18 protein-coding genes and 1 riboswitch are annotated in these 16638 nt (G+C 64.5%); of the genes, 12 read left to right on the plus strand and 6 right to left on the minus strand.

From position 1 onward, the window contains the following. Position 1 precedes the first annotated feature (1 nt). The 3 genes from sodC to MYCSP_RS19860 all read right to left on the minus strand — a co-directional run bounded on the left by sodC (position 2) and on the right by MYCSP_RS19860 (position 1646). Positions 2–721, minus strand: a complete 720-nt coding sequence (gene sodC / locus MYCSP_RS19850; protein ID WP_070909078.1) for a superoxide dismutase[Cu-Zn] — start codon at positions 719–721, stop codon at positions 2–4. A 51-nt stretch (positions 722–772) separates the two neighbouring features. Next, entirely contained in the window at positions 773–1237 is a 465-nt protein-coding gene (locus tag MYCSP_RS19855) for a LytR C-terminal domain-containing protein (protein ID WP_070909077.1), read from the minus strand. Positions 1238–1298: 61 nt separating this feature from the next. After that, positions 1299–1646: a DUF3263 domain-containing protein gene (locus MYCSP_RS19860; RefSeq protein ID WP_070909966.1), complete on the minus strand. Its 348-nt coding sequence runs from the start codon at positions 1644–1646 to the stop codon at positions 1299–1301. Between the two features lie 170 nt (positions 1647–1816). On the opposite strand from MYCSP_RS19860, the gene MYCSP_RS19865 reads away from it, so the two are divergent. The 7 genes from MYCSP_RS19865 (at position 1817) to MYCSP_RS19895 (ending at position 7225) form a co-directional block, all read left to right on the plus strand. Next, positions 1817–2410 carry a peptide deformylase gene (locus tag MYCSP_RS19865; protein ID WP_088414856.1) on the plus strand — a complete coding sequence of 198 codons (594 nt, stop codon included), beginning with the start codon at positions 1817–1819 and terminating at the stop codon, positions 2408–2410. A gap of 15 nt (positions 2411–2425) precedes the next feature. After that, entirely contained in the window at positions 2426–3325 is a 900-nt protein-coding gene (locus MYCSP_RS19870; RefSeq protein WP_083019125.1) for an N-acetylglutamate synthase, CG3035 family, read from the plus strand. A 9-nt stretch (positions 3326–3334) separates the two neighbouring features. After that, positions 3335–4135 carry an exodeoxyribonuclease III gene (locus MYCSP_RS19875; protein WP_070909074.1) on the plus strand — a complete coding sequence of 267 codons (801 nt, stop codon included), beginning with the start codon at positions 3335–3337 and terminating at the stop codon, positions 4133–4135. A 75-nt stretch (positions 4136–4210) separates the two neighbouring features. Beyond that, positions 4211–5410: a DUF7373 family lipoprotein gene (locus tag MYCSP_RS19880; protein ID WP_235629498.1), complete on the plus strand. Its 1200-nt coding sequence runs from the start codon at positions 4211–4213 to the stop codon at positions 5408–5410. 32 nt (positions 5411–5442) lie between these two features. Further along, positions 5443–6090 carry a hypothetical protein gene (locus tag MYCSP_RS19885; RefSeq protein ID WP_162266273.1) on the plus strand — a complete coding sequence of 216 codons (648 nt, stop codon included), beginning with the start codon at positions 5443–5445 and terminating at the stop codon, positions 6088–6090. Further along, a complete protein-coding gene (locus MYCSP_RS19890) occupies positions 6090–6674 on the plus strand; it encodes a hypothetical protein (protein ID WP_088414858.1) in 585 nt (194 codons plus the stop codon). Before MYCSP_RS19885 ends, MYCSP_RS19890 begins: the two co-directional genes overlap by 1 nt. Then, positions 6671–7225 (plus strand): hypothetical protein, encoded by a 555-nt coding sequence (locus MYCSP_RS19895; RefSeq protein WP_088414860.1) that lies wholly within the window; start codon positions 6671–6673, stop codon positions 7223–7225. Before MYCSP_RS19890 ends, MYCSP_RS19895 begins: the two co-directional genes overlap by 4 nt. Here MYCSP_RS19895 and MYCSP_RS19900 read toward each other — a convergent pair. Next, entirely contained in the window at positions 7209–8531 is a 1323-nt protein-coding gene (locus tag MYCSP_RS19900; RefSeq protein WP_088414862.1) for a hypothetical protein, read from the minus strand. The genes MYCSP_RS19895 and MYCSP_RS19900 overlap by 17 nt on opposite strands. Positions 8532–8549: 18 nt before the next feature. Beyond that, positions 8550–10295, minus strand: coding sequence for an MFS transporter (locus tag MYCSP_RS19905; RefSeq protein ID WP_088414864.1), 1746 nt, complete (start codon positions 10293–10295; stop codon positions 8550–8552). Positions 10296–10511: 216 nt separating this feature from the next. Further along, a riboswitch (TPP riboswitch) is annotated at positions 10512–10620 on the plus strand. Here MYCSP_RS19905 and thiC point away from each other — a divergent pair. The 5 genes from thiC to MYCSP_RS19930 all read left to right on the plus strand — a co-directional run bounded on the left by thiC (position 10612) and on the right by MYCSP_RS19930 (position 15928). Next, the gene (thiC, locus tag MYCSP_RS19910; protein WP_070909071.1) at positions 10612–12243 is read left to right on the plus strand and encodes a phosphomethylpyrimidine synthase ThiC; all 1632 of its coding nucleotides are present in this window, start codon (positions 10612–10614) and stop codon (positions 12241–12243) included. (Overlaps the previous riboswitch by 9 nt.) A gap of 7 nt (positions 12244–12250) precedes the next feature. Then, positions 12251–13099: a bifunctional hydroxymethylpyrimidine kinase/phosphomethylpyrimidine kinase gene (gene thiD / locus MYCSP_RS19915; RefSeq protein ID WP_088414866.1), complete on the plus strand. Its 849-nt coding sequence runs from the start codon at positions 12251–12253 to the stop codon at positions 13097–13099. 9 nt (positions 13100–13108) lie between these two features. Next, complete coding sequence (locus tag MYCSP_RS19920) at positions 13109–13741, plus strand: alpha/beta hydrolase family protein (RefSeq protein ID WP_083018227.1); 633 nt, start codon at positions 13109–13111, stop codon at positions 13739–13741. Between the two features lie 115 nt (positions 13742–13856). Next, positions 13857–15038, plus strand: a complete 1182-nt coding sequence (locus tag MYCSP_RS19925; protein ID WP_088414868.1) for an NAD(P)/FAD-dependent oxidoreductase — start codon at positions 13857–13859, stop codon at positions 15036–15038. Beyond that, positions 15035–15928: an RNA polymerase sigma-70 factor gene (locus MYCSP_RS19930; RefSeq protein ID WP_083018223.1), complete on the plus strand. Its 894-nt coding sequence runs from the start codon at positions 15035–15037 to the stop codon at positions 15926–15928. Before MYCSP_RS19925 ends, MYCSP_RS19930 begins: the two co-directional genes overlap by 4 nt. Before the next feature lie 22 nt (positions 15929–15950). On the opposite strand, the gene MYCSP_RS19935 is transcribed toward MYCSP_RS19930, so the two are convergent. Beyond that, a complete protein-coding gene (locus MYCSP_RS19935) occupies positions 15951–16568 on the minus strand; it encodes a TetR family transcriptional regulator (RefSeq protein WP_083018221.1) in 618 nt (205 codons plus the stop codon). Between the last annotated feature and the right edge of the window lie 70 nt (positions 16569–16638).

Here is a 16638-nt window from a genome sequence, read left to right on the forward strand (position 1 = left end):
GCTAGCCCGCGTCGATGAGACCGCAGGCCACGCGCTTGCCCGCGTCGCCCGTCGCCTTGGTGGTGTCGTCGGGACCCGCGGTGCCGTTGGCCTGGGTGTACCGCTCCGGCGGAACGTTGGCGAAGTTGTCCGCCTTTTCGTGGATGATGATGGCGGTGCCGTTGCCGGCTGTCAGATCATCCTTGGTGAACGAGTCCGCGGTGGTAACCAGCTCGCCAGAGCCATCCTTGAGGATGTTCAGCGACACCAGGTCTCCGCTGGAGGGATGCCCGGTGTACCCGGGAACGTTGAAGTGCCCGCCCGCGGACAGGAAATCGCCCGGGGTGCCACCGGTCGGCGCGGTGGAGTTGGGTTCGCACTTCTTGAAGGAGTGGATGTGCAGCCCGTGGAATCCGGGAGTGAGCTTGCCGTTCTCGGTGGTCTTCACGGTGATGGTGGCGAAGCCGTCCTGGAACACGAACTCGGCCTTGGCCACCGGGGTGCCGTCGGCCAGCTTGAGCGTGGCGTTGAGTTTCTCGCCGGACGGGATCGGCTGCTCGCCGCCGCCGTGGCCGCCATGTTCGCCCGCCGTCGACGGCGCGGTGGAACCAGTCCACACCGGCGGCGTGGTGCCCGGCGTGGTGCTGGCGGGCTGATCCGGCGAGCATCCGCTCAGGGACAAGGCAACGGCAGCAAGGGTTCCGGTGGCGAGAACGGCGGGCTTAACCATGGGCCTCATCATGCCATCTCTCCTACAGCGCGTAGCACCCGCAGTGCCGATCCGTCAGATCGATCAGATGGCGACGGCGACGACGACACCCGGAGGCTGTTCGACGAGCTCGGGTGCACGTGGCGCGGCCTGAACGCCGAGCACCTTGGCGATTTCGTGGGCGGCTTCCTCTTCTCCGGCGGTCTTGCCGAAGAAGACGGTCGTCACATTCACATCGGGCATGGGCAGGTTGCCTACCTCGGCGACCTTCCATCCTGCGGCCGCGACCTGGTCGGCGGCACCGCGGGCGAGATCGGGCACCGAGGTGGTGTTGTAGACGCGCACCTCGGGCTTGGGAGCCGGAGGCGGGGTCGTCGACTTGGGGGCTGCGGCGGCGCTGACCGATGTGGACGTCGAGTCGGATGACGCAGACTTGTCGGACCCCAGGGCGTTGAACCCGACGAGCAGGAAGATCACTCCGAGAAACAGCAGCACCATCACCATGGCGCGCAGCGGGAGGCCATGAGAATCGGGTACGCGTTCGTTCATCGTGAATCCACTGTACGGTCCGTCGGCGCCAACACCTATTCAGCTGGCTGTGCCGAGATCGCTACGTGACCTCAAACCCCAGGCGGCGTGCCGCCCGAGCCTTCTGACGGCTGGCGCGCAGTCTGCGCAGCCTCTTGACGAGCATCGGGTCCGCGGCCAGGGCCTCGTGACGATCCACCAGGGCATTCAGCACCTGGTAATAGCGGGTGGCCGACATGCCGAAGAGTTCCTTGATGGCGTCTTCCTTGGAGCCCGCGTACTTCCACCACTGCCGTTCGAAGGCCAGGATGTCGTGCTCGCGCCGGCTCAGGCCAGCGGCGATCTCGACTCCGTCCGAGCCGACGGCAGGCGAATCCTCACCAGCGTTCGCAGCCTTTGACTGCTCAGCTCGCGCCTGGGCGCCGTCCATAAAAGCTCCTAGACCCAACCGGGGCATTCTTATCTGTTGATCGATCGCGATAACTACAACACTGTGGTTCGGCGATATTTAACCACGCTCAAACCGCCGCAGCGGCTAGCCAACCCCGCGCGTCGGCCCTCAATACCGAGCCGATAGCTTGCCTCCATTAGGTTTTACGGATGGCTATTGTTCCCATCCGCATTGTCGGCGACCCGGTGTTGCATACGCCCACCGAGCCCGTTCCGATCGGTCCCGACGGTTCGCTGCCCGCCGATCTGCCCGAGCTGATCGCGAACATGTACGAGACCATGGACGCCGCCAACGGCGTAGGGCTCGCCGCCAACCAGATCGGCGTGCCGCTGCGTCTGTTCGTCTACGACTGCGCCGACACCCGCGGCGGCGGGACCCGCCATCGTGGTGTGGTGATCAACCCGGTCCTGGAAACCTCCGCGATCCCCGAGACGATGCCCGACCCGGATGACGACGAGGAGGGGTGCCTCTCGGTACCCGGCGAGTCCTTCCCCACCGGACGTGCGGACTGGGCACGCGTCACCGGTCTGGACGCCGACGGTAAAGAGATCACCCTCGAGGGCCACGACCTGTTCGCGCGCATGCTGCAGCACGAGACCGGGCACCTCGACGGATTCCTCTATATAGACACCCTGATCGGGCGCAATGCCCGCGCCGCCAAGCGTGCCGTCAAATCCAACGGCTGGGGCGTGCCCGGATTGAGTTGGACACCAGGGCAAGTCGCCGATCCGTTCGGGCACTGAGAACGGCAGTGCGCTGTGCCCCTTCCTGACATCGGGACGCGGGTCGCCATCCGCAGCCGACGGCCTGCCGGTTCGGTACCCCCCTTCACCGACACCGTCGGCGAGCTGTTGGCGACGGGGCCGGTAGTGCAGGTACTACACAAATCCGGTGCGGTGGTGGATATTCCAGCCGACGAGATCGTCTCGGTGCGGGCGTTACCGCCGGTTCCCGTGCTCAATCGGGACATCCGATCGGCGCAACGGGCCGCGGCTTTCGCGTGGCCGGGTATCGAACACGCATGGGTGGACGGATGGTTCGTCCGGGCCGCGGGCGGACACACGCATAGGGGCAATTCAGCTGTACCACTGGAGCATTCGGCATCACCGGGCTCACTCGGCGAGATAATACGGTGGTATGCAGAGCGACGGCTGCCCGCCTTGGTGTGCCTGCCCGATCGCCTGGTGCACCCACCCGACGAATTGGCCACGAGTGACGAGACCGTGATGATGGTGCGGGATCTGGCCCCCGCACCATCCGCGTCGTTGCCCGCCACGCCCTCGACGGATTGGCTTGCCCTGCATGGGGATCACCATCCCCTGGTGGTGCCGGTGCTCACGGCGGTGGTGGACGGCGCGCTGGGATTCGCTTCGGTCTCCCTCGACGGAACCGTCGCGGCCATCGCGCGGGGCGCCGTCACCGCGGGCTGGCTCGGGATCTCGGCGGTGCGTGTGGCCGATGCCTATCGGCGGCGCGGGCTGGCGCGGCAGGTATGCCAGGTGCTGCTGGACTGGGGCGCCGGACACGGCGCGGCCCGTGCATACGTCCAGGTGCGCGTCGAGAACGGTGCCGCACTGGCGCTCTATCCGACGCTGGGTTTCGCCGAGCAACACCGCTATCGGTATGCGCACATCAACGCTGTCGGGCATGAAAAGTAGGGTGACGTCATGCGATTGGCCACCTGGAATGTGAACTCGATCCGTGCCCGTGCCGACCGGGTGATCTCCTGGCTGGAGCGCTCCGGCACCGACGTGCTTGCCATGCAGGAGACCAAGTGCTCTGACAAGCAGTTCCCCATGCAGGCATTCACCGATGCCGGGTACGAGGTGGCGCATGTCGGGTTGAGCCAGTGGAACGGGGTGGCCATCGCCTCGCGGGTGGGGCTCGATGATGTGACCGTCGGATTCGAGGGGCAGCCCGGATGGTCGTCGAGTGAGGATGTCGCGGAAGCCGCCGAGGCCCGCGCGCTGGGCGCCACCTGCAATGGGGTGCGGGTGTGGAGCCTGTACGTCCCCAACGGCCGAACCCTGGAGGATCCGCACTATCAGTACAAACTGCGGTGGCTCTCGGCATTGCGCGACGAGGCTGCCGGCTGGCTCGCAGCCGATCCCTCGGCACAGGTGGCACTGGTGGGCGACTGGAACATCGCTCCCACCGACGACGACATCTGGAGCGTGGAGGCATACCAGGGCAGCACCCATGTCTCCGAGCCCGAGCGCACCGCGTTCACGGCGATGAACGACGCCGGATTCGCCGACGTGGTGCGGCCATTCACTCCCGGCCCCGGCGTGTACACCTACTGGGATTACACCCAGCTGAGCTTCCCCAAGAAGCGCGGCATGCGCATCGACTTCGTGCTCGGCTCGCCGGAATTCGCCAAGCGGGTGGGTGACGCCCATATCGACCGCGAGGAGCGCAAGGGTAAGGGCGCGAGCGACCACGCCCCCGTGGTCGTCGACCTGGACTGACACCGACGCGAACCAGCACGCGGCAAATCCCGCCCGCGCTACCCTCAGAGAACTACTGATCGAGGGGGGTAGCGCATGATGCGCCGGTTCCACGCATTGGCGATCGCTCTGACGCTCGTCATGACCGCCTGTACGTCACCGCCCGACGACATCGAGATCGTGACCAACGGGGAAACACCGATGGGGCCGACGCCGTCGACCACCACCACGACGACAAAAGCGCGGCCCACGGTTCCACTGCCGCCTCCGACCGGCAACATCGGAGACGTCAAGCTGCGGCCACTTTTTTACGAAGCAATCCGGCTCTCCAGCTCGATTGTGGCGCCGACGATCGTCGACAGCCGGTTCAACGGCCCGGGTTGGCCGACTCTGCTCTATCGGCGGGACAAGGCCGAGGAACTGCTCGACTACGGATACGTGACCGGGGTGAGCATCTCGCGCGAGCCGGCCACTCCGAACAACGATGCCACCGCGCTGCTAGGAGCTACCGTCCGAGTCTTCAAAGACGACCCCTCCGCGGCAGCCGCAGCGGAGGCCCTGTTCAGCCTTCGCAACCAAAAGGACCCTGGAGACACCAAACGCGTAGAAACCCTGGAGATTCCGGGCTTTCCGGAAGCCAAGGCGTATGCCACACACAAGAACTACGGCCAGGCTGTCTACGCGGAGGCCGTGGCCTATCTGCAACGCGGCCCACTCGTGGTGCGGGTGGACGTCAGCCAGCAACCCGACGCCGAGGGCGCCGAAATCCTGGCCCGCTACCTCACCCGGCAACTCCAGGAGCTGGAACACTTCACGCCCACTCCGATTGACCAATTGAGTACCCTCACATCACCTTTCGACCCCGATGGATCGCTACTCAAGCTCGTCACCGACAAGACCTCATTCAGCCCAAGTGGATCCGGCGCCGTCTTCGACGCGCACGGTGCGGCGCTGTTTCACACCGACATCCCGGCGTGGCTTGAGACTTATCGCGAGACCGGCGTAGAGAGGTTCATCGTCGAAGACAGCAGTCGAGTGACACGCGCCGGAGATGAGACCGGCGCCCAACGTCTACTGGATGCACTGTGGTCAGAGTTAATGGCCAGGAAGGACTACGGGCCGCTGAACGCGCCGTCCACCGTGCCGAACGCGGAATGCCGTCAGTACACATCGGGGACGGATGACGACCCGCTCTTGACATGCCTATTCCAGCAGGGGCGGTACGTCGCGTGGGTGCAGGGAGCAGTGTCGGTGATCGGCCAGCGGGTCCAGGATCAGCGGAACCGACTCGGCTAACAGAAACCAGCTGCGAACAACCGTCTCGCCGTATGCTTCTGCGCATGGGTGGGGCCGATCCTGTCAGCGAACCTAACGAGCCAGAAAATCGCAGGTTCTTGGACCGCTATTCCCTGAAGCGGCTGCATCAGGTCGCGATCGTCGCGGTGTTGGCGACGACGGCCGCTTTCGGCGGGTTGGAAACGGCTGAGCCGATGACGCCGGTGGCACTGGGGTCGAGCTACTCCAACGGCGTCTACACGATCACGCCGCATCGTGTCACCCAGGTCTGTGACCCATCACGTCTGCCCACCCGAAACCAGTTGTTGTTGCAAAAGGCCGCCAAAGAGCGTCAGCTCGTGGCCCTGTTCGCGACCGTGGAGAACACCGCCGACTCGTCCGGGGTGGTGCTGCACGACCTCAAACCGAGCAACAACGCCGTATTCAGTCTCGCGGGGGACGATGTTCGAGATGAGGGTGCCTATGGGCCGTACGGCCTGGTGTCGGTGCTCCAGCCAGGAAAGGTCCAGGACGTGATCATCGTCTGGTCATTCCCGTTCGGGAGAGCACGGCCCGGAGATGACGTCACCATCAAGATGTCCGACTTCCAACGGGCTGCCGGGGTTGCCAACACCGTCACCACCTGGGGTGCCACCGGCCGTTACGGGGAGCTTCGCACCACCATCGGCAGGTGCGAGTGATGTGGCGAAATCGGGCCGCTGTTGCCGTCCAGGTGATTGCTTGCGCCCTGCTGCTCACGGGTTCGGCCTACCTGTATATGAACGTGCCGAAGCGCACCGATTCATATGCACCCCTCCTGGTCCACGGCACTGCGCCAGCGCCGACTGCCGGCCGCAATCTGTCGGTGACCGTCCATCGGGTGTTCTCGGCGCCCGAAGTTCGCGCGAAGTCTTCGGTGAGCGACTCCAGCATCGACACCTACCAGACCAAAGGCCGCTACATCGCGATCGATCTCTCCTATGAGACCGTCCGCATGCCCGACAGGATCGATTTGCAGCTCGAGGCCGACCACCTCAACATCGACCGGGAGAACTTCGCCGCCACCAAGGCCTTCGGCCAACCGGGTGTCAGCGTACGGAAGACATGGGTGTTCGACGTCCCCGCGCCTCCCAAGTCACTCAATCTTCTCGCAATCATCTTTCCGGATAATGAATTTCGCATGATGCAAGGCTGGGTGGACTCACAACTCCTGATCGCCATTCCGCCAGAGATGATTCACGAGCAGCCGCTGATAACACTCGTGAACGAGAGGGTTGTTCCATGAGTAACTGGCTGCGGCGCAACATCATCGGAGTAATCCTGATGATCGTCGGGGTGCTCACTTTCGGCGTCACGGTGGGTTACCCGTCATGGAAAGAGAACCTCGGTGCCGATGTACCGGCCGCTACCGTGCCAGCTGGTGCCACGGTCAAGATCGATGGCGTGCTGTGGCGGATGCGGGCTCTGGACATGCCCAACCCCACGTACTCCAAATACGACGACCCGCAGCCATCCGGAACCCGTCTTGTGGCGTTCGCATTCGACCGATCCAGGGACGGAAAACCAGCCGCTCTCGATAAGGGGTGGGCGATGTGTCGCGCCACATTTGTCGACCAGAGCTATCGCCACTGGTACGGGCAAATAGGGCTATTGCCGGGATCGGTGTCGGCATGGACACGGAAACAGGGCTACGACACCTGCAACACAGCCGGCGCATTTGCCGCCATCATGGTGGTGCCAGCGGACGCTGACATCACCGCGGTGGACGTCGAGTTCGCACCCGAAAAAGGCAGCGCCAAGAAATACCGCTTCGTGCGGTTCATGCCTCCGTCGTGACCAACGGCCGCGAAGCTCTTTCCACACAATGCCAATACATCGCCACCACAAGGCACGCCCGGAGCGGATCTATCAACGCGCCGATGGCCACCCTGAGGGCCTCGCGATAGGACGCCCACCACATCCACTCATGCGGACCTAACAGCATGGCCACTGCACGCCACATGTATCCATCGGTCACGTAGACGTTGAAGTAGGCGCCATTGGGATCCAGGACCACGGTGCCCATGAACGCAAAGACAAAGAAACAGAACGTCACTGGTCCGGAATGCAATGTAAGCCGGAGGGTGTCTCGCAGTTGATCGGCTATGCCCAGCAAGCTTCGGAAGATTTCGGACGCACGCGTCTGCACGATGATCGGCAGCCGCTGCCAACGGGCCTTCGCCTCGAGGCCCGTCCGGCTCGCTATATCGGTGACACGCGAGCCTTGAAGTTCCCCGAACGCCGCCCGTCCCACGCCGGCCCAGGTGGTGTCAGGCCGAACCGCATAGACGGTTCCCACGATGGCAATCCACGTCACCGCGAGTAACACCGCCAACACGGTCGGCCCCACTGCATCGGTGACCCTGTTCCACGCCTCGCCGAACCAGCCAAAATGTTCCAGCAGCCGCTCCTTCTGGTCGGTGTACCAGACGATAATCTTTCGCTCGGATATCCATTTCGGGCTTCCCACAAGACGATTCGTTGCCGCATTGAGTAACAAAACCACCCACAGGGCCTGTAGATAGACGGCCACCGGCTGAGTCCATGCGGGGAGTTTCTCCGCGTACTTGGTCAGGACACCCCGCGCCACGAACGCAACCAGTATCGCTAGATACGCCCGCCAGTCGCTGGGGGTCATGAACTCCTGGTACTGCGCCAAGGTCCTATCCGGGGCAAGACCAGAGTATTCGGCGTAGGCGAGGTCGGCATTCAACGATCCCAGGTACAACACGTAATCGGCCAAAATGAGCCGCCAGGCCGCGAAAAGCACGAACACCGGAAGAATTGCCTTGAGCACAATGCCCACGAAAGCCTGATATCGCGACTGACCCTCGGTGTTCTCATGGGTGAGGTCCGTTTCCCCACGCATCACCAGGTACATCGAGATATAGGTGACGAGCCTGACCAGCACCGCCAACGGCATGATCAGGTCGCCCCAGAACCCGCCAACGTGCACACCCACGTAGACGGCCAACTTGAACAACCAGTACCTGGCGAGCCAACCCACCAGCCAGATGCCGATCAGCCGTGGCCAGCAGCGCCACCACAAGGACCCGGTGCGGCGCAGCAGATCCACCGGACCGCTCATCCCCCATGTTGCCATGGGCAGATAGTAGCTAGCTCACTCCTCAGCGTGGGCGTACTTGCCGCCCGCACCCAGTGAGGCGAGCGCCGCGACCGCCATCATCAGCGCGGCGGCGATGAAGACCACGACCAGGCCGGCATGGAACGGCTCGGTGATCAGATTCGGGAAGAACGACTGTCCGGTCAGTTCGGCGGTATTGACACCCGGGTGGTCCAGAACCCCTGACGGGGCAAGCAATTCGCCGATCGGGTTGTACCCGAGGAACGCCGCGAACAGGCTGCCCACGGGCGGCATGGTGGACACCTCGGCGGCGGTGGCCGCCGGTACACCTTGCGCGGTCAACCCCGACTGCATCGCGGAGGGCATGGTGGCCGAAAGCCCGACGATCATGAGCGAGAAGAAGATTCCGATAGACAGTGAGCTGCCCGCGTTGAAGAACGTGCCGCGCACGCCCGAGGCCGCACCGCGCTGACGCGCCGGCACGCTGGACATGATGGCCGCGGTATTGGGCGCGGTGAAGATGGCCGACCCCAACCCGTTGAGGAAGATCAACGCCGCAAAAACCCAATAGTTGAAGTTCACCGGAATGGCGATGAGCGCCAGGAAGGTCACCGCCGACAACACCATGCCGCCGGTCGCGAAGGGCCGGGCTCCGTATCGGTCCGACAGCACCCCGGCGATCGGTCCGGCAACCAGGAAGCCAAGCGTCATGGGGAGCAAGAAGATTCCCGCCCACAAAGGTGTGGACTCATAGCTGTATCCGCGCAGCGGCAACCAGATGCCCTGTAGCCAGATGATGAGCATGAACTGCAGGCCGCCGCGGCCCACGGATGCCAACAGATTGGCCAGGTTGCCCAGACCGAAGGCTCGGTTCTTGAACAGCCCGATATCGAGCATCGGGTCGGCCACCCGGGTCTCGATCACGCAGAACAACACCAAGAGCGCGACTCCGGCGATCAGCGATCCGTAGACCAGCGGGTTACCCCAGCCGGTACTCGAATTGCCATAGGGCTGAATGCCGTACGTGATTCCCGTGAGCAGCACGGTGAGTCCCAGCGCCACGGTGACGGTGCCCGCCCAGTCCAGCCTTCCGGGTGTCGGCTGGTCTATCTCGATGAGCGACCGATACGACCAGACGGTGCCCAGCAGCCCCAACGGCACGCCCACCCAGAAGATGGCCCGCCAATCCCATTCCGAGAGCACCCCGCCGATCAGCAGCCCCAGGAAAGAGCCGGCCACCGCGGCCACCTGGTTGATGCCGAGCGCCAATCCACGTTGCGTGGACGGGAAGGCATCGGTGAGGATGGCCGACGAGTTGGCCATCAGCATGGCGCCGCCTATCCCCTGCACCACCCGCCACGCGATGAGCCACACCGCGCCACCGCCGTAGTGGAACGGGTCGAAGGAGAGCACCACCGCGGCGACGGTGAACACCACGAATCCCATGTTGTAGATCCGGACTCGTCCGTACATATCGCCGAGACGGCCGAACAGCACCACCAGAACGGCCGAGGCCAGCAGGTAACCCATGAGCATCCACAGCAGATAGCTCACGTTCCCGGCGGCCAGTGGGTTCAGCCCGATGCCGCGGAAGATCGCGGGCAGCGAGATCAACACGATCGAGGAGTTGATGGTCGCGAGCAGCACTCCGAGCGTGGTGTTCGACAGTGCGACCCACTTGTAGTGCGGATGGTCGCGGTCCACAGCAAGGACACGAGGCCGCGGTCCGCTGTCTTTGATGTCCGCAGCTGTTTCGTCGGTCCGTGTCATCAAGTCAGTCATCGTCACCCTTGTTGCGCGTTTCTCCCCGACGCGGGCAGCTCCGACCGGCCGTCTCTGGATACCACCGTGCACAACTTTAGCAAGGGAAACTATATTCCCAAAACCGCCGGCCCGCCGTCTGTCATGTCGAACTGACGATGCAATCTCCCCGTCACGTGCCACCCGGTAGGGCGGGCCGAGGTAGCGTGGCCAGTGTTCGTCAACGAACAGCCCCACAACACAAAACACGGGAGCGCTCACCAGTGCGCTGAGAGGACGGCTAGGGCCGTCGACCGTATGAACCTGACCGGGTAATGCCGGCGTAGGGAGGAGAAAAATGCCTGATCAGTCACGTACCCCAGAGACCGTCACCACGGGTCCCATCCAGGGCAGCGAGAAGATCTACCAGGAGCTCGGCAACGGACTGCGGGTGCCGCAGCGCCGCGTCAACCTGACCAACGGCGAGCACCTGGACCTGTACGACACCTCGGGCCCGTACACCGATACCCATGCCGTCATCGATCTGCAGAAGGGTCTGCCACCGCGCGCCGGGATCGTGACCGACCGGGGTACCCAGTTGCAACGTGCCCGCGCCGGTGAGATCACCGCCGAGATGGAATTCATCGCCGTCCGCGAGGGTGTACCCGCCGAACTGGTCCGCGTCGAGGTGGCCGCGGGCAGGGCCGTCATCCCGGCCAACCACAAGCACCCGGAGAGCGAGCCGATGATCATCGGTAAGGCCTTCGGCGTGAAGATCAACGCCAACATCGGCAACTCGGCCGTCACCTCCTCGATCGCCGAGGAAGTCGAGAAGATGGTGTGGGCCATCCGCTGGGGCGCCGACAACATCATGGACCTGTCCACCGGCAAGGACATCCACCAGACCCGCGAGTGGATCCTGCGCAACTCCCCCGTCCCCGTCGGCACCGTGCCGATCTATCAGGCGCTGGAGAAGACCAACGGCGACCCGGCCGCACTCACGTGGGAGCTGTACCGCGACACCGTGATCGAACAGGCCGAGCAGGGCGTGGACTACATGACCGTGCACGCCGGCGTGCTGCTGCGCTATGTGCCCCTGACCGCCAAGCGCGTCACCGGCATCGTCTCGCGCGGCGGCTCGATCATGGCGGCCTGGTGCCTGGCACACCACCGGGAATCGTTCCTGTACACGCACTTCGAGGAGCTGTGCGAGATCCTGGCGCGCTATGACGTGACCTTCTCACTCGGCGACGGCCTGCGTCCGGGATCGATCGCCGACGCCAACGACGAGGCACAGTTCGCCGAGCTGCGCACCCTCGGCGAACTGACGAAGATCGCGAAATCCCATGGCGTGCAAGTGATGATCGAGGGTCCCGGCCACGTGCCGATGCACAAGATCGTCGAGAACGTGAAACTGGAAGAGGAACTCTGCGAGGAGGCCCCGTTCTACACCCTGGGACCGCTGGCCACCGACATCGCTCCGGCCTACGACCACATCACCTCGGCCATCGGCGCCGCGATCATCGCGCAGGCCGGCACGGCGATGCTGTGCTACGTCACCCCCAAGGAACACCTGGGCCTGCCCGATCGCAAGGACGTCAAGGACGGTGTGATCGCCTACAAGATCGCCGCACACGCCGCCGATCTCGCCAAGGGGCACCCCCGCGCACAGCTGCGTGACAACGCATTGTCCAAGGCGCGCTTCGAGTTCCGGTGGGAGGACCAGTTCAACCTGTCACTGGACCCGGACACTGCCCGCGAATTCCACGACGAGACGCTGCCCGCCGAGCCCGCCAAGACGGCGCACTTCTGCTCGATGTGCGGCCCGAAGTTCTGCTCCATGCGCATCACCGCCGATATCCGCGAGTTCGCAGCCGAGAACGGTTTGGAGACCCAGGAGGACATCGACGCGATGCTGGCCCGCGGCATGGAGGAGAAGTCGGCAGAGTTCGCCGAACACGGCAATCGGGTCTATCTGCCCATCTCGTAGGCAGCGTATGAGTTCCATATTCCTGCCCCTCTCGGAGCCGGGCGTCACCCCGGTGCGGGCGATGACCATCGCCGGGTCCGACTCCGGGGGCGGAGCGGGCATTCAAGCCGACATGCGCACCATGGCGCTGCTGGGGGTGCACGGGTGCGTGGCGGTTACCGCCGTGACTGTGCAGAACTCGGTGGGCGTCAAGGATTTCCACGAGATACCGCCGCCCGTCGTGGCCGCGCAGATGGAGGCGGTGATCACCGACATCGGCATCCAGGCCGCCAAGACCGGGATGCTGGCCTCGGCCCCAATCATCGAGGCCATCGCCGACACGTGGCGCGCACTTGAGATGGCGGCGCCCTTGGTGGTCGATCCCGTCTGCGCATCCATGCACGGAGACCCACTGCTACACCCGAGCGCGCTGGACGCGCTACGCACACAGCTGTTTCCGTTGGCGACGCTCGTCACCCCGAACCTGGACGAGGTGCGTCTGCTGGTGGACGTGGACGTCGTCGACGAGGAGTCACAGCGGGAGGCGGCCCGGAGACTCCACGCTCTCGGCCCGCAGTGGGCCCTGGTGAAGGGCGGGCACCTGCGATCCAGTGACACCAGCACCGATCTACTCTTCGACGGCACCGAGTTTCACTACTTTCCCGTCGAGCGGGTGGACACCGGACACGATCACGGCGCCGGGGACACCCTCGCGGCATCCGTCAGTTGCGCGCTGGCACATGGACTTTCCGTCATCGAAGCCGTCGCGTTCGGAAAACGATGGATCACCGAATGCCTCAAGGCCGCCTACCCGTTGGGGCACGGCCACGGCCCGGTATCGGCCCTGTTCAGGCTGCACTCGCACGACGAGCCTTAGGCTGGCTGGGTGAGCACCGAGGAACTTCCGGACATCGCCGGAATCGCCCACCACCCCGACGGGCACCCCCACGGTGCGGTAGTACTCACCCACGGGGCGGGCGGCAGCTGCCACTCCCCCATGCTGCGCCTGCTGTGCACGGCGTGGGCCGAGCGTGGCTGGCTGGCGATACGGTTCGACATGCCATTCCGGCGCAACCGGCCAAGCGGCCCTCCCTCGGCCTCCTCCGCCGACAAAGACCGCGCGGGTATCGCCGAGGTGATCAACAAGGCTCGCGTCATGGTGGACGGCCCACTGCTGGCGGGCGGTCATTCGTACGGCGGACGCCAAACATCGATGCTCGTGGCCGAAAAGGGGCCCATCATCGACGTTCTGACCCTGTTCTCCTACCCGCTGCATCCGCCCGGTAAGCCCGACCGGCTGCGCACCGAGCATCTTCCCGATATCCAGGTTCCGACGGTCTTCACCCACGGCAGCTCGGATGCGTTCGGCACCATCGAGGAAATCAAAGAGGCGTCGGTACTGATCCCGGCAGGCGCCACGATCGTGGAGATCACCGGCGCGCGCCACGATCTGGGTTCCAAGACCATCGACGTGCCGACACTGGCCATCGACGCCGCGCTGGCCGCCCTGCAGGGCTAGAAGAACGCCACACTCCATTTTGTGTGATCCGCGTCATATTTTATGACCCGATGTCACAAAACCGACCTGGGCGGGATCTCAAGGGCATCACACCCCGAATGAATGGGAGCCCAGCATGACCGATCAGCACCCACACGTCATAGTCCTCGGTGGCGGTTACGCCGGAACGATGGCGGCCAACCGTTTACAGCAGAACACCGATATCGACATCACACTGATCAACCCGCGCGCCGACTTCGTTCACCGCCTGCGGCTGCACCAGTTCGCGGCCGGGACGGGTATCGCCACGGTCGACTACGCCCCACTGCTAGGAAGGCGCGTGCGACTCGTTGTCGACGGCGCCGCACGCGTCGACGCTCGCGCGCGCATGGTCCGCCTGGAGTCCGGAGACATTCTCGATTACGACTATCTCGTCTACGCGGTCGGCAGCACCGATTCGGCGCCCGCGGACATACCGGGTCTCGCGGAATTCGCTTATCCTCTTGCCGAATTCGAGTCAGCGCAACGTCTGCGCCAAGCTCTTGAAACAGCAGATCACGACGCCCCGATCACCGTGGTGGGGGCCGGCCTGACCGGGATCGAGATGGCCGCCGAGTTGGCCGATCTCGGTCGACAAGTGAGGCTGGTGTGCGGTGGCCGATTGGCGCCGGCATTCGGGGCGCCCGCACGGCGGTCGATCGCCATGTGGTTCGCTCGCCGCCGGGTCGACGTACTGGAGAATGCGACAGTTTCCGAGGTGCTACCGGACTCCGTGGTGCTCGCGGGCGGTGCGGCGCTACCCAGCACGATCACCATCTGGGCAGGCGGATTCGGGGTACCGAGCCTGGCCGCCCACAGCGGCCTGAGCACCAACGCCGACGGCCGGCTGCTCACCGATGAAACGCTCACCAGTATCGACGACGACCGGATTATCGGAGCCGGGGACGCCGTGACCACGTCGAGCCTGCCGACGCGCATGAGCTGCTACACGGCCAACACGACCGGCGCCGCGGCTGCCGACACGGTGCTGAGCCGCCTGTCGGGTGCCGAGCCCGCCGCGTTCCGCCTGGCGTATGTCGGGCAATGCCTGAGCCTTGGACGACACAATGCGGTTCTACAGTTCACGCACCAGGATGACAGTCCAGTCGGGTTCCATACCCGGGGCAGGCTGACGGCGTCGTTCAAGGAATTCGTCCTCAAGAGTGTCCCGTGGGGGCTGCGTCGGGAGGGCCGCAAGCCGGGGGCGAGCGTGTGGTTCAAGAGCCAGGCCCGCCACGCGTCAACCACTAGAGATCAGGCGGAGGCCACCACGTTGTGATCAACACCGACGAACATGCCGAACGATTTGTCCTACTGCGCCCCTTGCTGTTCACGATCGCCTACGAGATCCTAGGTTCGGCAACCGAATCGGACGACGTGTTACAGGACAGCTACCTACGGTGGGCTCAGGTAGACCTGACGACAGTACGAGACACCAAGTCCTATCTGGCACAGCTGGTCACGCGCCAAGCACTGAAGTCCCTGCGCACCAGCGCCCGCCGGCGCGAGGACTACATCGGCCCATGGCTGCCCGAACCATTGCTGCTCGACGAACACGACGGTTCTGCCGACCTACTGCTCGCCGAGTCCGTGTCGATGGCCATGATGGTGCTGCTGGAAACCCTCACGCCCGACGAGCGCGCAGTGTTCGTGCTGCGCGATGTGTTTGGCTTCGACTATGACGAGATCGCCGGTGCGGTAAGCAAATCCGCCACCGCGGTGCGGCAGATCGCACATCGAGCGCGCGAGCATGTACACGCGCGCCGCAGACGATTCCAACCCGTCGCCGCTCACGAGAGCGCGCGGATCGCCCAGCAGTTCCTCACGGCCACCGAGACCGGAGACGTCGAAGGCCTGATGGCGTTGCTGGCACCCGACGCCACCTGGATCGCTGATGGCAACGGGCGGGCCGGGGCAGTCCGACGGCCACTCACCGGCGCCGGCAAGCTGGCCCGCATATTCGCCGGCCCGTTCCGAAAGGGTATGGAGCACAGGAGGACAGAGGTAGTCATCGCCAATGCCTCACCGGCCATCGCGGTGTACTCCGGCGATGTTCTGGAAGCCATCATCACCATCGAGATCACCGGCGGCAGGATCAGCCGGCTCTACGCCGTCGCCAACCCCGACAAGCTGGTATCCGCGGCGACCCCTCGCGTAGTCGGTCGTTGATCGACGCGTTGCGACCGGCGCGTCAAGAGCCCAGCGCACGCCAGTCGCGCATCAACAGCTGTGATGCCCGGCGCAGATCGGCCTCGGCCTGCGCCACGGTGAGGCCACCATTGAGACACACCTGGATACAGCCGAACCACTGGTGCACCAGCAGCCTGATCACGGCCTCATCCTCATCGGTCGGATCGGATAGCCCGGCCACCTCGGATATCAGCTCATGGAACCGCTTCTCGATCTGCATCAGATCGGGAACCTCGGCCAGCGAGGCCGAGTTCGACGACCGGATCATCGCGATGGCCAGCATGCGCCGCCGTGTCAGCCCGCGCAGTGCCCGTACCAGCGCCTCGCCCACCCGGTCGGCGGGGGTCTGCTCGCCGTCGGGCAGCACCGGAATGCGGCCGACAAGCCGTTCGGACTCACGCACCAGAGCGGAGACGAACAGATGACGCTTCGTCGGGAAGTACCGGTACAACGTCCCGATGGCGACGTTCGCGTGCTTGGCGACGTCGTGCATCTGAACGTGGTCGAGCTCGCGGGTCATGGCGAGTTCCTCGGCCGCATCGAGCATGCGCTTGTACTGCTCATGTTGGCGCCGGGTCGACGGCATGGCGGCTGGCCGCACCGGTGACGCTTCAACCATGGCGCTCACGATCTATTCACCTGCATAAATAACCCCGAAACTGGAACCTGTTCTAGATAAGGTAGCACTA

Origin of the sequence: Mycobacteroides saopaulense (genome assembly GCF_001456355.1) — a bacterium.
GTDB lineage: Bacteria > Actinomycetota > Actinomycetes > Mycobacteriales > Mycobacteriaceae > Mycobacterium > Mycobacterium saopaulense.

Coding starts and splice junctions, on each gene's coding strand:
- sodC (WP_070909078.1), bottom strand. CDS start 721: ATGATGAGGCCCATGGTTAAGCCCGCCGTTCTCGCCACCGGAACCCTT.
- MYCSP_RS19855 (WP_070909077.1), bottom strand. CDS start 1,237: ATGAACGAACGCGTACCCGATTCTCATGGCCTCCCGCTGCGCGCCATG.
- MYCSP_RS19860 (WP_070909966.1), bottom strand. CDS start 1,646: ATGGACGGCGCCCAGGCGCGAGCTGAGCAGTCAAAGGCTGCGAACGCT.
- MYCSP_RS19865 (WP_088414856.1), top strand. CDS start 1,817: ATGGCTATTGTTCCCATCCGCATTGTCGGCGACCCGGTGTTGCATACG.
- MYCSP_RS19875 (WP_070909074.1), top strand. CDS start 3,335: ATGCGATTGGCCACCTGGAATGTGAACTCGATCCGTGCCCGTGCCGAC.
- MYCSP_RS19880 (WP_235629498.1), top strand. CDS start 4,211: ATGATGCGCCGGTTCCACGCATTGGCGATCGCTCTGACGCTCGTCATG.
- MYCSP_RS19885 (WP_162266273.1), top strand. CDS start 5,443: ATGCTTCTGCGCATGGGTGGGGCCGATCCTGTCAGCGAACCTAACGAG.
- MYCSP_RS19890 (WP_088414858.1), top strand. CDS start 6,090: ATGTGGCGAAATCGGGCCGCTGTTGCCGTCCAGGTGATTGCTTGCGCC.
- MYCSP_RS19895 (WP_088414860.1), top strand. CDS start 6,671: ATGAGTAACTGGCTGCGGCGCAACATCATCGGAGTAATCCTGATGATC.
- MYCSP_RS19900 (WP_088414862.1), bottom strand. CDS start 8,531: ATGGCAACATGGGGGATGAGCGGTCCGGTGGATCTGCTGCGCCGCACC.
- MYCSP_RS19905 (WP_088414864.1), bottom strand. CDS start 10,295: ATGACTGACTTGATGACACGGACCGACGAAACAGCTGCGGACATCAAA.
- thiC (WP_070909071.1), top strand. CDS start 10,612: ATGCCTGATCAGTCACGTACCCCAGAGACCGTCACCACGGGTCCCATC.
- thiD (WP_088414866.1), top strand. CDS start 12,251: ATGAGTTCCATATTCCTGCCCCTCTCGGAGCCGGGCGTCACCCCGGTG.
- MYCSP_RS19925 (WP_088414868.1), top strand. CDS start 13,857: ATGACCGATCAGCACCCACACGTCATAGTCCTCGGTGGCGGTTACGCC.
- MYCSP_RS19935 (WP_083018221.1), bottom strand. CDS start 16,568: ATGGTTGAAGCGTCACCGGTGCGGCCAGCCGCCATGCCGTCGACCCGG.